The sequence below is a fragment of the Corynebacterium aurimucosum ATCC 700975 genome (genome assembly GCF_000022905.1).
In the GTDB taxonomy this organism is placed as follows: domain Bacteria; phylum Actinomycetota; class Actinomycetes; order Mycobacteriales; family Mycobacteriaceae; genus Corynebacterium; species Corynebacterium aurimucosum_F.
This window is the reverse complement of sequence record NC_012590.1, coordinates 1104536-1120609: the sequence shown is the minus strand read 5'-3', so window position 1 is coordinate 1120609 and position 16074 is coordinate 1104536. Positions and strand designations below refer to the sequence as shown.

At 60.0% G+C, this 16074-nt stretch carries 8 protein-coding genes; 2 read left to right on the top strand and 6 right to left on the bottom strand.

Features of this window, described 5'->3' with window-relative positions; all coding sequences use genetic code 11:
• Window positions 1-26: 26 nt before the first annotated feature.
• A complete protein-coding gene (locus CAURI_RS05310) occupies window positions 27-1748 on the bottom strand; it encodes a carboxylesterase/lipase family protein (protein ID WP_010187202.1) in 1722 nt (573 codons plus the stop codon).
• A 115-nt stretch (window positions 1749-1863) separates the two neighbouring features.
• Here CAURI_RS05310 and CAURI_RS05305 point away from each other — a divergent pair, with 115 nt between their 5' ends.
• Together CAURI_RS05305 and CAURI_RS05300 are read left to right on the top strand one after the other, a co-directional pair.
• Window positions 1864-2631, top strand: coding sequence for a hypothetical protein (locus tag CAURI_RS05305; protein WP_010187204.1), 768 nt, complete (start codon window positions 1864-1866; stop codon window positions 2629-2631).
• A 153-nt stretch (window positions 2632-2784) separates the two neighbouring features.
• A complete protein-coding gene (locus CAURI_RS05300; RefSeq protein WP_010187206.1) occupies window positions 2785-6486 on the top strand; it encodes a multifunctional oxoglutarate decarboxylase/oxoglutarate dehydrogenase thiamine pyrophosphate-binding subunit/dihydrolipoyllysine-residue succinyltransferase subunit in 3702 nt (1233 codons plus the stop codon).
• A gap of 555 nt (window positions 6487-7041) precedes the next feature.
• Here the strand turns inward: CAURI_RS05300 and CAURI_RS05295 are convergent.
• The 5 genes from CAURI_RS05295 to CAURI_RS13310 form a co-directional block, all read right to left on the bottom strand.
• Window positions 7042-7809, bottom strand: a complete 768-nt coding sequence (locus CAURI_RS05295) for an ATP-binding protein (protein WP_012714980.1) — start codon at window positions 7807-7809, stop codon at window positions 7042-7044.
• A gap of 5 nt (window positions 7810-7814) precedes the next feature.
• A complete protein-coding gene (istA, locus tag CAURI_RS05290) occupies window positions 7815-9440 on the bottom strand; it encodes an IS21 family transposase (protein WP_012714971.1) in 1626 nt (541 codons plus the stop codon).
• Window positions 9441-9799: 359 nt separating this feature from the next.
• Window positions 9800-14677, bottom strand: a complete 4878-nt coding sequence (locus CAURI_RS13320; protein WP_010187212.1) for a G5 domain-containing protein — start codon at window positions 14675-14677, stop codon at window positions 9800-9802.
• Window positions 14638-15066, bottom strand: coding sequence for a hypothetical protein (locus CAURI_RS13315; RefSeq protein WP_157753233.1), 429 nt, complete (start codon window positions 15064-15066; stop codon window positions 14638-14640). The genes CAURI_RS13320 and CAURI_RS13315 overlap by 40 nt, the downstream gene beginning before the upstream one ends.
• On the bottom strand, window positions 15032-15745 hold the full coding sequence (locus tag CAURI_RS13310; protein WP_201825568.1) for an adhesin domain containing protein: 714 nt from the start codon (window positions 15743-15745) through the stop codon (window positions 15032-15034). The genes CAURI_RS13315 and CAURI_RS13310 overlap by 35 nt, the downstream gene beginning before the upstream one ends.
• Between the last annotated feature and the right edge of the window lie 329 nt (window positions 15746-16074).

Here is a 16074-nt window from a genome sequence, read left to right as displayed (position 1 = left end):
CCCACACATCTTACCTGCGTTCTCCGTCAATAGCTCTCCTCATCGAGCAGGAATCCCAGTTCCTTCAGAATCTCCGGGCGCCCAGTCCCCCACTCCAACATGTCATAGGCCTCCCATGCTTGGCGACGCCCCTCCATCGGCGCCTCCTCCACGCGCGGCTCCACATCGAAAACCATGGTCGAGCGCTGCGGCGCGCGGTAGTGCGGCCAGTTGTCCAAAGGCGCTCCACCCCGAATGAACTCGCCCCATTGCGCCTGCATGGCCCCGGTCACGTCCTCCATTTCGGAGGGCTTGGCAATGCTGTTCAGGAAGGAGACGCGCGATGCTCCCGGATCACCAAAGATATTGGAGAGCTCCATCGAGTGCATCGCCCCCAAGCCCAACCAGCGCAGCGCCGCCGGTGCGAAGTCGAAACGGTACATCCACGTCGGATGGCGCCGCGCGTGTTCCGAAGCCACGCGGACGGTGGGGGCCCAGAAGAGGGCGTCGGTCAGCAAGTCCCCAAAGTCGCGGCGTGAGACCGCACCGCCGTACGCCGCAATGACATCCGGCGCGCTCTCCGGATCGAAAGAGGCCAGCAGCCGCAGGGCCGCGCGCTCGCGGGCGCTCGGGCGTTGGAAGAGGAACTTTCCAAAGCTGGCCTCACCGGAGTTAGTTCCCACCAGCAGCGGCACCGGGTGCTGGTTGCCGTTCTCAAAGGCTTCGATGGGATGCTGCGGGATAAGGTCGCCGTCGACAGTCGGCGCATAGCAGGAGTTCAGGTACAGCAACTCGCCCGCGCGCCACATCATGGACTGGCCGGAGCGCACCAAGTCCGCAAAATCCTCGCGGCGCAGATCATCCGCGGTGGTATCGCGCGGCAAGGCCATCTTGTGAACCAGCTCGCGGGCCCAAAACACCGACTGCGCCCGCGAATGAATCATGCCGATCGGTGGCGATTGCGCAATCGCGCGGTGGAAAAGGCCTTCTGCGTGCGGCACCGCCATGAGGGTGAGGACCGCCGCGCCGCCGGCGGATTCCCCCATGAGAGTCACGTTATCTGGGTCCCCGCCGAAAGCCGCAATATTCTCGCGCACCCACTCCAACGCCAAGACCTGATCCGCCACAGCGGGGTTGGCGCAAGCCTCACCGCCCAGGCTTCGGAGGTCGAGGTAGCCCAAGGCTCCTAGTCGGAAGTTCACCGAAACATAGACCACGTTCATTTGGGCTGCGAACTCGAAGCCGCGCAGCATCAGCATGTGGGAAGAACCCACAATGAAACTGCCGCCATGCAAATACACCACGACGGGCAGCTTCTCCCCTGCCTTAAAACCCGACGGTGTATTGGGCGAACCCGTATGGTGCGGCCGGACAACATCAAGGGTCAGGCAATCTTCTGCGCCCTCGATGCGGTCGGTCCAGGAGTACACCGGCTGCGGGGCCACGTGCCCGAACTCGCGGCAATCCCGGATTCCTTCCCACGCCGTGGCAGGCCGCGGTTCCATGAAGCGGTTGGCACCCGAGGTATCCGCGCCAAAAGGGATACCGCGCCACGAGCGCACCGGCGCGGAAATCGGGCGGTCCGGACGCAAGTCCTCCTCGATGCAACCGCGCACCCAACCTCCTGTGGTGAGCACCGTGAGATCGTCGGCAAGCGCGGTGCGTGCCGCCTCCTGCGCGGCGCGGGCACGGGCATGCAGGGATTCGGCAAGCAAGCGCGCTGCAGCTGCGCTGACCTCACGCGAGGGGGAAGGCTCAAACTCGCTCATGCCTCATACCCTAATGCGCTAACCTGCTGGCGCGCTGAATAAAACGTTTTCGATACGGTGGTAAACATACTGTTCAAATTCACACGCAGTTTTAGTAAAGAAGTTAGGTGAGACAATGTTGGACAAGGTCTTTGGCAAGGACGACAAAGGCAAAGCAGTTAGTCGCCGGGAAGGATCGGTCGATCAAGCCGGCACCGCAGAGAGCGTGGGCTCCTTAGAGGTAGACGAGGCCAACCGAATTACTAAGGGATTCCTGGGGGCCATCGACAAGATCGTCTCCGTCCAGTCCTCCGTCATCATCAACTATGTCGAGGGCGTAAAGAAGCGTAACCCCGACGCCAGCCCGGCGGAGTTACAAGAGCTCATTGACAAGCACTTCATGAACATCATCACCGGAACCGGTGCTGCCGCAGGCGCCTCCGCGGCTATCCCTGGCATCGGTCTGGTCACCGGTGCGGCCACTATCGGCGCGGAATCCCTGGTCTTCCTCGAAGCCGCCGCCTGGTACATCCTCGCCTCCGCGCACCTGCGCGGTGACAACATCCGGGATAAGGAGCGCCGCCGCGCGCTGGTCTTGGTGGTACTCACCGGCTCCCAGGGCAGCGCGCTGGTCGATACCTTTGTGGGGGATGCAACCTCGCTGTCTGGCGTCACCTCCGCTGCTACCCTCTCGCGTTTTTCCGGTCCGACCCTCAGCGGCCTCAACGGCCGCCTGACCAAGCTGTTTATGAAGCAGGCCACCAAGAAGCTCAAGTGGGCATGGGTATCCAAACTGCTGCCGATGGGTGTAGGCGCGGTGCTGGGAACAACCGCCAACCGTAAATTGGGCCGCCAAGTAATCAACCATGCGGGTACCCAACTCTCCCCCCTGCAGGGGGAATAAAAGGGGCGAAACCCGCTCAGGTTAGTGAGCAAACTTACAAGGGCCGTATCATAAGGGGAGACACTTTTCGGGGTGCCTTTCGCACCCGTGGATTGGCCTACTAGAGTCGAATAAAGACAAACTTAGAAGCACAGAAAGAGGCGAGCATCTGCCGTGAGCAACTCGAGCATCTATGGCCCGAATGCGTGGCTGATTGACGAACAGTTTCAGCAGTACTCCAAGGACCCGAACTCCGTAGACAAGGAGTGGCGCGAGTACTTTGAGGCCAACGGAGCACCGAAGCCGGCCGCACAGTCCAAGGCTGCGAACGCTCAATCCAGCACCCCCACCCAGAAGAAGAGCGCGGCACAGGCTGCACCGAAGAAGAACCAGGCTGAGGAGAAGGCTTCCTCCGCACCCGCGAAGGCTGCGAAGAAGACGGAGAAAAAGTCCGAGTCCCCGCTGGACCGCATCAAGGAAGCACCGGAGCCGGGCTCCCGCGTACTCAAGGGAATGTTCAAGGCAATCGCCAAGAACATGGACGAGTCCCTGGAGATCCCCACCGCTACCACCGTGCGTGACATCCCGGTCAAGCTCATGTGGGAAAACCGCGCGATGATCAACGATCACCTCAAGCGCACCCGCGGCGGCAAGATTTCCTTCACCCACATTCTGGGCTACGCGCTGGTCAAGGCCGTTCAGATCCACCCGGATATGAACGTGCGCTACGAGCTTCAGGACGGCAAGCCCACCGTTGTCCAGCCGGAGCACGTCAACCTGGGCCTGGCCATCGACCTTCCGCAGAAGGATGGCTCCCGCGCCCTCGTCGTCGCTGCCATCAAGGAAGCGGAGAACAAGACCTTCTCCGAGTTCATCGATGCCTACCAGGACATCGTTGACCGCTCCCGCAAGAACAAGCTGACGATGGATGACTTCTCCGGCGTCACCATCAACCTGACCAACCCGGGTGGCATCGGCACCCGTCACTCCATCGCCCGCCTGACCAAGGGCTCCGGCTCCATCATCGGTGTGGGATCCATGGACTACCCGGCCGAGTTCGCCGGCACCTCCGCTGACCGCCTGGCAGACCTCGGCGTCGGCCGCCTGGTTACCCTGACCTCCACCTATGATCACCGCGTCATTCAGGGCGCGGAATCCGGTGAATTCCTGCGCACCGTGGGCCAGCTCATTCTGGATGATGCCTTCTGGGACGAGCTCTTCGAGTCCATGGGTGTTCCCTACCAGCCCTTCCGCTGGGCTGCCGACGTCCCCAACACGGGCGTCGACAAGAACACGCGCGTCATGCAGTACATCGAGGCCTACCGCTCCCGTGGCCACCTGCTGGCGGACATCAACCCGCTGGGTTGGAAGCAGCCGGGCCTGCCCTGGCCGGATCACCGCGACCTCGACCTCGCTACCCACGGCCTGACCATCTGGGATCTGGACCGCACCTTCAACGTCGGTGGTTTCGGCGGCAAGGAGACCATGACGCTGCGCGAGGTGGTAACCCGCCTGCGCTCCGCCTACACCCTCAAGGTTGGCTCCGAGTACGCCCACATCCTCGACCGCGATGAGCGCGGCTGGCTGCAGGAGCAGATTGAGGCCGGCATGCCGAAGCCGACCAACTCCGAGCAGAAGTACATCCTGCAGAAGGTCAACGCTGCTGAGGCCTTTGAGAACTTCCTGCAGACCAAGTACGTGGGCCAGAAGCGCTTCTCCCTGGAGGGCGCCGAGTCCCTCATCGCTCTGCTGGATTCCATCGTGGACACCGCCGCTGGCCAGGACCTCGACGAGGTTGTCATCGGCATGCCGCACCGCGGCCGCCTCAACGTCCTCTTCAACATCGTGGGCAAGCCGCTGGCAGATATCTTCGGCGAGTTCGACGGCAACTATAAGGGCGGCCAGATGGGCGGCTCCGGTGACGTGAAGTACCACCTGGGCGCTGAGGGCGAGCACCTGCAGATGTTCGGTGACGGTGAAATCAAGGTCACCCTGGCTGCTAACCCGTCTCACCTTGAGGCCGTCGACCCGGTCATGGAAGGTATCGCACGCGCCAAGCAAGACATCCTGGACAAGGGTGCCGAGGGCCACACCGTTGTGCCGATCATGCTCCACGGCGATGCCTCCTTCACCGGCCTGGGCGTGGTCCAGGAGACCATCAACCTTTCCCAGCTGCGTGGCTACACCACCGGCGGTACCGTCCACGTGGTTGTCAACAACCAGGTGGGCTTCACCACCACCCCGGATTCCGGCCGCTCCACGCACTACGCCACCGACCTGGCCAAGGGCTTCGACTGCCCAGTCTTCCACGTCAACGGCGACAACCCGGAGGCAGTTGTCTGGGTGGGCAAGCTGGCCACCGAGTACCGCCGCCGCTTTGGCAAGGACGTCTTCATTGACCTCGTGTGCTACCGCCTGCGCGGCCACAACGAGGCCGATGACCCGTCCATGACCCAGCCGCAGCTCTACGACATCATCGATGACCACAAGTCCGTCCGTGAGCGCTACACCGAAGAGCTTATCGGCCGCGGTGACCTCTCCGATGAAGAGGCAGAGGCAGCTGCACGTGACTTCCACGACCAGATGGAGTCCGTCTTCGCCGACCACAAGAAGGCTGAAGAGGCCGGCCCCAAGGAGCAGACTGGTATCACCTCCTCCCAGGAGCTGACCCGCGGTCTGGACACCTCCATCACCGCCGAGGAGCTCGCCGAGATCGGTGACGCCTACGGCACCCCGCCGGAGGGCTTCGAGTACCACAAGCGCGTGGCCAAGGTGGCCAAGGACCGCCAGAAGTCCTCGCGCGAAGGCGGCATCGACTGGGGCTGGGGCGAGCTCATCGCTTTCGGTTCCCTGGCCAACTCCGGCAAGGTCGTCCGCCTGGCCGGTGAGGATTCCCGCCGCGGTACCTTCACCCAGCGCCACGCCGTGGCCTTCGACCCGCGCACGGGTGAGGAACACAACCCGGTTGCTCACCTGGCGAAGTCCAAGGGCAATGGCGGTAAGTTCATGGTCTACAACTCGGCTCTGACTGAGTTCGCCGGCATGGGCTTCGAGTACGGCTACACCGTGGGTAACCCGGATGCTGTCGTGGCTTGGGAGGCACAGTTCGGTGACTTCGCCAACGGTGCACAGACCATCATCGATGAGTACGTCTCCTCCGGCGAGGCCAAGTGGGGTCAGCTCTCCAGCCTGATCCTGCTGCTGCCGCACGGCTACGAGGGCCAGGGCCCGGACCACTCCTCCGCCCGTATCGAGCGCTTCCTGCAGCTGTGCGCTGAGGGCTCCATGACTGTGGCTCAGCCTTCCACCCCGGCTAACCACTTCCACCTGCTGCGCCGCCAGGCTCTCGGTGAGATGAAGCGCCCGCTGGTGGTCTTCACCCCGAAGTCCATGCTGCGCAACAAGGCTGCAACCTCCTCCGTGGAGGACTTCACTGAGGTCAAGAAATTCCAGTCTGTTATCAACGACCCGAACTTCGTGGACATCAAGGGCAAGAAGGTCGGCGATACCGACAAGGTCAAGACCATCATGCTGGTTTCCGGCAAGCTCTACTGGGAGCTGGCTAAGAAGAAGGAAGCCGATGGCCGCGATGACATCGCCATCGTGCGCGTGGAGATGCTCCACCCGATTCCGTTCAACCGCCTGCGTGAGGCTTTCGAGGCTTACCCGAACGCAACGCAGATTCGCTTCGTGCAGGACGAGCCGGCCAACCAGGGCCCGTGGCCGTTCTACAACGAGCACCTGCGCGACCTCATCCCGGATATGCCGGAGATGGTCCGCGTGTCCCGCCGCTCGCAGTCCTCGACTGCTACCGGTAACGCGAAGGTTCACCAGATTGAGCAGAAGAACCTGCTCGAGGAAGCCTTCGACGTTTAAAGGCGCTTAACGCCACAGGCGCTGGCACACAGCACAGCGCCGAGCAAAGCCCCGGCCACCACGAACTCATAACGAGCGTGGTGGCCGGGGCCTTTCTTGCTAGTGGAATTGCCCTCCCCTACCCCAGGCACAACAGGCGCCCTGCGCGCTCAGCCACCCGCCCCTCGCGCTCAGCTACCCGCCCTCCGTTCTTTCTTAATCGCCCTTCGCGCTCACCGTGAGCCTCAAACAGCAACCACAAGCTCTCCCGGTGAGCGCGAAGGGAGACACGCATAAGAAACTCTTCTCAGAAACTCCACGAAATGTTGGGCAGAACTGCGCGAGGAGATAAAGCTGTGGCGAAACCTCTAAGCGGTCTTCGTATCCACCAGCGCGTTCGACCACGATGACGCCCCAGCTGCCGACGATCGCGTCAGAACCCGCGGCAGTACTAAGTGAGTCGTTGGGCTGGACAGCAAGCTGTTCAGAAGACTGAAATGGTAGCGGTGTGGTGAGTATCTGGTAGCGCCTGAGTGAGTATCCGGTAGCGGTGTCTCACTCAGGCGTTGTTGGTGGTTATGCGTTGGTGTTCAGGCGCATGTTTGGTCCTTCGAGTGTGATGATCTCGGCGCCGGAGACGAGTCGGTTGAGGATTGACTCGGAGATCACGGCGTCGGGGATGGACTTGTACCACTCCAGTGGGGTGAATTGTGAGGTCACTATCGTTGAGACTTTGCCTTCACGGCCGGCGAGGATGTTGAGAAGTTGGTGCGCAGTCGCGGCATCAACAGGTGTGGTCAGGAAGTCATCGAGGACTAGGACATCGACGTCGTGGAGGTGCTGGATGAATTTCAGCCGTTTAGGGTCATCGGGTTGGAGGACTGCCAGTTCGGCGGCGAGCATGTCGGTGCGGTAGAACCGTGCGGAGTAGTCTTTGCGGCATGCTGCTGTGATCAGGGCTTGGGCGAGGTAGGTTTTGCCGACTGAGGATTTGCCCAGGATGACAATGTTTTGGCCCAGGTGGCACCATTGTCCGTGAGCGAGTCTGCTGACTTGCTCGGGGTTGATGTTGCGGTCAGGCGTGCAGACCACGTTTTCAAGGCAAGCATCAAGGTTTGGAGATCGGGATGCTTTCAGCAGTTTGTTGATGCGTCGCTCGCGCCTGGCCGCGACTTCTTTATCAAGTGCGTAGAGCACCTTTTGGGAAAACGTCCATGTGTCGAATGCGGGATCGTTGGCGATGTCGATGACGCTTCTGCCAAAGGCTGTCATCCGCAGCGCGGTGAAGTCGGGCAGGACGGATTCGTCAAGGAAGCGATCTGTTGGCGGGGTTGGTGATGACAAGGGGTTTAGTTTCCTTTCTTTGCGAGGTTGTCCATGCTGAACTGGTCTGCACCGCCGAGAAACGCGCCGGTGGTATCCCGGTCAGCGGCTACAGGCTGGGCGGTTGTGGTGCTACGCGGGGCCTGGTCTAATCCGCGGGGCCGGGTGGCGTGTTCTTTGCGTATGGCGGCCATCATGTTTTTGACTGCGGTATATGACACCGCCCGTCGGCTGCCGTCGTTGGCGGTCAGGCGCTGGCATGCCTCTTCCAGGATTGGTTTGTTGCCGTGTTTGCCCATCGAAAGCACATTTCGGCAAGACTGGTACGCCTGGGCCGGGATGGCTTTCGCCGCGATGAGTTCTTCGATGACCTTGCGTGTTGCCGGGCCGGTTTTGCTGGCTTCGCGATAAAAGTAGTCACTGGTCCACAGTCCACGGGTGGAGTCCATTCCAGATGGAATGTGCTCATAGTCAGTGACATAGGCCCCACGCTTATGCGAAACCTGGTGGGTTGCCACGGTCGTCCCCTGATCAAAGACGGTCAAGACCTGGCCTGTGATGCGCACATCGACAGTGCGGCCAACAAGCTGATGCGGGACGGAGTAGCGCACCGTTGCAACCGTGATATGGAAATCAGGGGCCACTTTCGCGCGCTTCCACTCGGTGTGCTGCCATGGGGTTGTCGGCAGGTCAGCAAGGAGATGCTGCTCGTGTTCTTCGAAGAGATCCCTGCGGCTGATGTGCTGACTGCGAAACGGCACGGACCTGTTGATTGCATCGACTAAGTCCACAATCTTTCCGTTGAGCTCGTCCAAGTCAACACACTGGTGGCCTTCAAGGGCGTGGATGACTTTGTGTGTGACGATCTTTACCGCAGCTTCCACATTCGCTTTATCCTTCGGCCGACGCGCGCGCGTAGGAAGTGCTGCTGTGTTGTAGTGCTCCAAGAACTGCTGGTAAGTGTCGTTGACCTTCCGATTCCTATCGGCAGTGCTGATCGCGTTTGATGCCGTCGACGCGTTATCGGGGACAACAACCTGGCAGACCCCACCAAAGTAGTCAAACGCTTGACGGTGGGTATCAAGCCAGGACTGTTGCCGCTGGTCAATACACGCACAGGCAAACAGCATCCCTGAATACGGCAGCGCGGCAACGAAAATGCTGACTTTCGCACCCGGTGTGCCCGCAGGGTCGTACAGGCACATCTTGGTCCCCGCCCAATCCACCTGCATCGTATGCCCTGGTGCATGGGTGATCCGGGCGGTAAGCCCGGCCGCATCGACATGGGAAGCAACCAACTGGCGGAACCGGTCGTAGCTGTAGTGACGCTGACCCGGCTGGGCGGGGATCGTGGTGTACCGAGCCCACAATACTTGCAGTGTTTGCTTCACACGCCCTGTGCGTGCTTTGACGACCGCGTCAAAGTCAATCGGGACGAACTCGCCTTGCCCGCTACTGCGCTTGTCAACGAATATCTCGTCCAGCTCGTCATTCGTCAACGCCGCGACCTGCTGGGCAGTGGTCAAGCCAAGGCTTCGCAGCGCTTGGTTCGCTCGGGAAATCGCGCGGTGCGAGCACCCGAGTTGGTCTTCAATCTGGCGGTAAGAACGCTTCCTAATCAGCAGCGTCATCACCGCACGGTAATCCGTCATCAGCGGACTCCTTCCAGTACGCGCCGCACCCGAGTGGTGCGGCTACCGGAAGTATCATCCCGAGCGCCCTGAGCTGCTACCAGATACTCACTGAAGCGCTACCAGATAGTCACGACACTGCTACCAAATAGCCGGTCGCAACAGCAAGCTCCCCAATCTTGTTCACGCCGGCTCGAGTGGCGCTTCACGACGAAAGAAGACAGACCTAGCTCGATACAACATCGTATTTCGAGATCGCCCTTCGACCACCGCAGTGCGAGTGAGCAAAAAGAAACGCCCGAGCTAATGCTCGGGCGTTTGATCGTGGTCTACTCAACCACTGCTGTGGGGCCGGAAAGGCCCCTGAGGACACCTAGTGCTTAGGAGTCCTTGCGGCGGCTAGGACGCAGAATCAGAGCTGCACCAGCGATGAGTGCCAGTGCCACACCAATGAGGCCCAGGACGTTAGCACCGGTGTTGGCAAGCTTGCCAGACGAGGTGCTCTTGGAAGAGGCCGGGGTGCTCGTGGTCGCGCTTGGCTGGCTGGCCTGGCTCGGCTGAGCGCTCGGGGTCTGCTCGGACGTCGGCTGATTCTCCGCGCTCGGTGCCTTCGGTGCCTCTGGCGCCTTCGGCTCCTCAGGCTTCAGCGGCTCAACTGGCTTGGCCGGCTTCGTCGGCAGCTCCGGAAGGTGCGGAGGCTTAAAGAAGTGGGCCAATACCGGCGGAATAATCACCAGCGGGATGAGCGGCCACAGGCTGCTGAGGTTCGGGATGCTCGAGGTACCTGGCTTGTCGGGGTTGTCCGGAGTGTCCGGCTTGCCTGGCTCGTCCGGCTTGCCTGGCTCGTCCGGCTTGCCTGGCTCGTCCGGCTTGCCTGGCTCGTCCGGCTTGCCTGGCTCGTCCGGCTTGCCTGGCTCATCAGGGTTGTCCGGGTTGTCCGGAGTGTCCGGCTTGTCCGGGTTGTCGGGGTTGTCCGGAGTGTCTGGGTCCGTCGGCTTATCGCAGTTGCACTTGGTACCAACGCGGATCTTCCGATCCTGCTTTTCCTTCGTCACCGTCTCGGTAGTCTCCGGATCGCCCACAGGCTCACCGTTTACAAGCTTCCAAGTCTTGGAAACTTCCTTCTCACCATTGACACCAGGCTGGTCCTCTTCGACCTTGCCCGCTTCGAGGTTCGGGTCGTACTCAATGATGGTCTCGTACGGAATCTCCTCGGTGTGCTTGTCCGTCAGCTCGGTCTGGTTCTCAGCCGGACCAACCTCGATGATGCGCGGGGAAGGCTTGCTGATTTCCTCAGAAGACTCCTCTTTGCTCACCTCGCCGTTATCAACAGTCAACGTGACGGTGTGCTTGATCTCACCAGGTGTGCCTTCTTGGACAACCTTGGTCTCACCCGGCTGCAGGTCCGGGTTCACGCGAATCTCGGTCTCGTACGGGGTCTTCTCAGTCCATTCGACCTTGTCGGAAACAGGGCCGGCCTTGGTGCCAACACGGATTATCGCGTTGGTCGGCTCCTTGGTGCGCTCGGTGGTCACGGTCGGCTCGCCGGAAGGCTTACCGTCCACGATCTTCTGAGTGGAAGTGACGACCTCAGTACCCAACTCGCCCTGCTTATCGACGACCTGCTCGCCCGCCTTCAGATTCGGATCGAAGACGATCTCAGTCTCGAACGGGACAGGCTTCTCCAGCTTGGTCACTACCTCGCTGTCGTCAATCTTCGGACCGTACTCGATGATCTGTTCAACCGGCTGCTTGGTTACCCGCTCGGTGGTGTTCACCGTGGAGGTGTTGTCCTTCGCGGTGAAGTCGGCGGTGAATTCCTTCTCGCCGTATTCACCCTTCTGGACAACCTTCATCTCACCCGGCTTCAGCTCCGGGTTCACGCGCACGATCGTGTCGTACGGCAGCGGCGCAACCCAAGTTGCCTTGTTGGTTGCCTCAGCCGGCTTGGTGCCGACAGTGACAATCTTCTCAACCGGCTTCTCGATGATCTCTTCAGTAATCTTCGGGTCACCTGGCTTGGAGTTGACGATGTCGCGTTCGATCGTCACCTTCTTCTTGCCTGGCTTGCCTTCCTGAGTGACCTTGGATTCGCCCGGCTTCAGGCTCGGGTCATAAACAACCTTGACGTCGTAAGGAACCTCAGTCTCGACGGACTCAGTGTTCTTACCGGTGGTCTTGGTACCCACGCGGATGATCTGCTTAGTCGGCTCCTTGGTTCGCTCAGTGCTCACCTCAGGATCACCAGACGGCTTGCCATCCACAATCTTCTGAGTAGAAGTCACAACCTCAGTGCCAAGCTCACCCTGCTGGTCAACCTTCTGTTGACCCTCTTCAAGAGAGTCATCGAAAACGATCTCAGTCTCGAACGGAACCGGCTTCTCAACCTTGGTCACCACAGTGGTGTCCTCAGCGGCCGGACCGTACTCGATGATCTCGTTGACCGGGTCCTTGGTCTGCTTCTCCTCCGGGGCCACAGTTGCCTGATCACCCTTGGCGGAGAAGTCCGCGGTGTAGGTCTTCTCACCAGGCACGCCCTTCTGGACAACCTTGATCTCACCCGGCTTCAACTCCGGATTCGGACGAGTCTCGACCTCGAACGGAACCTGAGCAGTCCAGGTCACCTTCTCCGAAGCCTCAGACGGCTTAGTACCAACCTTGATCACCTGATCAACAGGCTGCTTGGTGATTTCCTCGGTGACCTGCGGATCGCCCGGCTGGGAGTTGGTGATATCGCGCGTGATCGTCACCGTCTTCTCGCCAGGCTTTCCTTCGGTCACAACCTCAGACGTACCGGCAGGCAAATTCGGGTCGAACTCGATCTTCACACCGAACGGAACCTCAGACTTAACGGTCTCAGTGTTCTTACCGGTGGTCTTGGTACCCACGCGGATGATCTGCTCGGTCGGCTCCTTGGTGCGCTCAGAGGTTACAACTGGGTCGCCGGACGGCTTGCCATCGACAAGCTTCTGCGTAGAAGTCTCAACCTCGGTGCCGAGCTCGCCCTTCTGATCAATCTTCTGCTCGCCTGCGGCCAGCGTGTCGTCGAAGACAACCTTGGTGTCGAACGGAATCGGCTTCTCGGTCTTGGTCACAAGCTCGCTCGGAGCAATGCCAGGGCCGTACTCGATGATGCGCGGCTTGGCTTCCTTGGTGGTTTCTTCCTCGGCTACCTGTGCCTCAGAACCCTTAGCAGTGAACTTAGCGGTGTAGGTCTTTTCGCCGTTCTCACCTTCCTGGACAACCTTGGTTTCACCAGGCTTCAGGTCCGGGTTCTCGCGAACCTCGGTCGGGAACGGGATCGGGACCGTCCACGTGACGTCTTTGGCACTCTCGGCAGGCTTGGTGCCGACGACAACGACTTCGTTCTTCGGCTCCTGGGTGCGCTCCCAGGTGCCGTCAAGGTTCATTTTTTCCTCGCCTGGCTCACCCTTGTTCTCAACCTTGTAGGTACCGGCAGGGACGGTGTCGTCGTACTTGTACTCGACCTGGAACGGAACCTCGCGCTTCGGAACGTCGATGACGTTGACCGTTGCGGTGGTGTTGTCCTTCGATCCGTCCTCGTAGGTCACGATGACCGGGACATCGATCTTATCGCCCGGCTTCGCGGTCTCCGGCGCGGTGGAGATGACGTTGCCCTTGTCATCCAGACCAACGATCCAGTCGCCGTTAGCCGTCTTCATCTTGTACGTCGGGTTGCCGAACTTGTTGTTCTCACCCGTTGCCTCCAGGCCCTTGCCATTCGGATCAATGGTGAACGGCTTGTCCGCAGCAAGGTTGATGTCTGCAGGCTTTTCGACGCCAATCGGCGAGGTAGCCGTGCCACCCGGGTACACCGTCTGGGACGGAACAACCGGCTCAGACTCCCAGCTGTTGGTCAGCTTGACCACGGTGGTGACAGGTGCCTGAGTGGTCAGACCACCCGGGGCGTTAACGGTTACCGTGACGGTGTTCTTGTCACCTGGCTTAGCATCTGCCGGCGGGGTGGAGGAAACTTCACCGGTATTAGGGTCAATGGTGTATTTCCAACCGTTAACCTCCTGGGTAAGAACCGGCTTGCCATTCTTGTTGCCGAAGGAGAACGTGGAGCCGTCAGGAGTGTCCACAACCTGGTGCTTGACTTCCTGGCCTGGAGCAGTGGTCTGAACATTGTAGTTCGCCTTGATGTCGCCCTTGATAACGACGACGGTGCCAACAACAGTCTGAGGCTTCTGCTTGCCTTCGTCGCTGTAGTGAGCCTGGACCGGAACGTTCAGGATGTCGCCTTCCTGCGCACCCTTCGGGATCGTGGTCGTAATCTCACCAGTCTTCTCGTCAACGAAGACGGTCCACGTCTTGCCGTCCTTGCTGGTAAGGGTGGTCTGGTTAGTACCATCCTCGAAGGTATAACGGGTCGGCGCCTCATCAGTGGTGTTGCCGCTCAGACCGCGCTCTGGGATTTCGGGAGTGAGGCTGACACTCGCATTCGGCTGACCAGTCACTGTGTCGTAGGTCGGGATCTTGATGTCCACGATCGCCTGGAACTGGGTCTCGATCTCATCCGTGGTCTGGTCCGGGTAGGTTGCCTTCACCTTCGGGGTAATGATGCTGCCCGGCGTGACTGTGTCATCTGCCTTCGCGGTAACCTTGCCGGTGTCATCGACGGTGACGGTCCATCCCTCAGGGACAGTGGACTGATCAATCTCGAACTTGGCCGGGTGGACCGGCTTGTGGCCCTTCATGATGGACTTGGTGCCCACCTGGGCGGTAATTTCCTCGTTCAGCTTGCCCTTGGATAGGCCAGGGCGCACGAGGTCTGTGACCTGGGTGTTGTTCGGGTCGACAACCACGAGGAGTTGGAGTACGTCTGTGGAGCCGTTCGAGTACTCGACAGTGATTTTGGGCTGCGCAAAGCTACCCGGCTTCGGGTTCTCAGGAGCAGTGACGGTGACGTTGTAGTCCTCGTCCATCTCAACGGACCAGCCATCGAAGACGTACTTCTCGTCCAGAGTGACCTTAGCCTCGAAGCCGCCGTCACCCTTCTTCTTGACCAGGTCCTTGATCAGGTCCGGGGTCTGGGTGAAGGTGACCTTCTGCGGCTCGGTAGCAATCGGACCGGTAGCACTATCAACGCCCGAGATGATCGACGCATCCGTCTTGTCGTACTTCGGGGAGTGGTACTCGGTGTCGTCCAGGGAGAACGCCTTCGAGTCGATGACGTTCGCCTTATTGTAGCGCGTCAGCGAGTTGGAGCTATCGAATACTTGAGTGTTACCCACTCATTGTTGTTCTCACCAGCAGCCTGGAGCTGGTCGACGGTACGTGGCTTTGCCAGAACGGAGAAGTTTACGTTCTTATCAGTGGCCAGGTCAGTACCGCGGTACTCAGGCCACGTGAAGAAGATCTCGCCAGTGGCTTCGTCGATACGCAGGTTCTGCGTACCCCCAGATGCCGCCGGGTCCGTGGTGCCGATGAACTTGCCATTGCCGTCGTAGGCCTCTACGACCATGCGGGACATCGAATCATCCGTGCCGCCGTTCGCAACAGCAGGAACGTTGATCTTACCGACCTTGGTTTGCTCACCAGGGACGATAACGTGCTTCTCGAAGCTCTCCCACGACACCGTAATCGGGTTACATTCGATGTTCTCGCTCGGCCACGGGTTCACGATGGCCGTAAAGGATGAGTTGGTTCCCTGGGTGGCCCTTGGCCCTTGGCCCTTGAGGATTGTCCTGCTTATAGTTGCCCTGCCAGGCATAACGTACCGGGTCCGTGGCAGTGGCCTCAGCGAACTGCTTGACTTTGGCATCGGTCAGCTTCGCATTGAGATTCAGGGGTCGTTGTGGCCCAGAAGCAGTAATACCGAGAATTTCGTCGGCCTTGTGCGTGACCACCTTGTCAACAAGGGTCTGACCAGCATTCAAAGCGGGAATTTGAGCTGCATCAAGGTATGCGCCCATCCTGCCGTTATTGGTAAAGCCCCAATCGGCGAACGTGCGGTCCTTCGAGTTATCAAAGGAGACGCTCAAGCCCCACCGGGTTTTCGAGGGACTGGTCGCAGACGGCTCAGAGGTATACCAACTGAAACCAGCCTGGCTGCCCTCCGTAGTGCTTTCTGAGACAGTACACGAACCGGCCGGCAGGTCGGAGGCCTTCTGGGCGTCCTTCTCCACCGCGCCGGACTTGTCGCGGATGCCGCCGCTGAGGGTGGCGGCATTAGCCTCCGGAACCACCGTGTTAAAAGAGGTGATGCTGAGGCCGCTCAGCGCGAGTGTAATAGCAGAAAGAGCTGCCACCCCTTTACGGGAAGAGCGCCTACGGGCGGAGCCACTTCGTGGTGCATTCATTCCTTAAGTCCTTTCAAATGCAGTACCCTGCCCCACCCCACAGTGCGGAAACCCGAAAGCCGCGGCGGCTTCTCAAGACATTTCCTCACAAAATCATTTAGGAATTGACAGGAAATAGGCAGGCGAACGCTAAAAATAGTACCCGACTACACAGAAAACCGCAAGAAAAAATAGGGTTTTACCTGGAATCTTTAAGAATAAGTACACAACTATGTGTGAACTATAGATTTCCTGAAACCCCCCACTCTGCGAGACACTGATCGGTTTCCGTACGTAGGGAGTGGGGCGGTTCGGCGAGACGTCGCCAAGCACGGCGCGTCCAGCGCCGT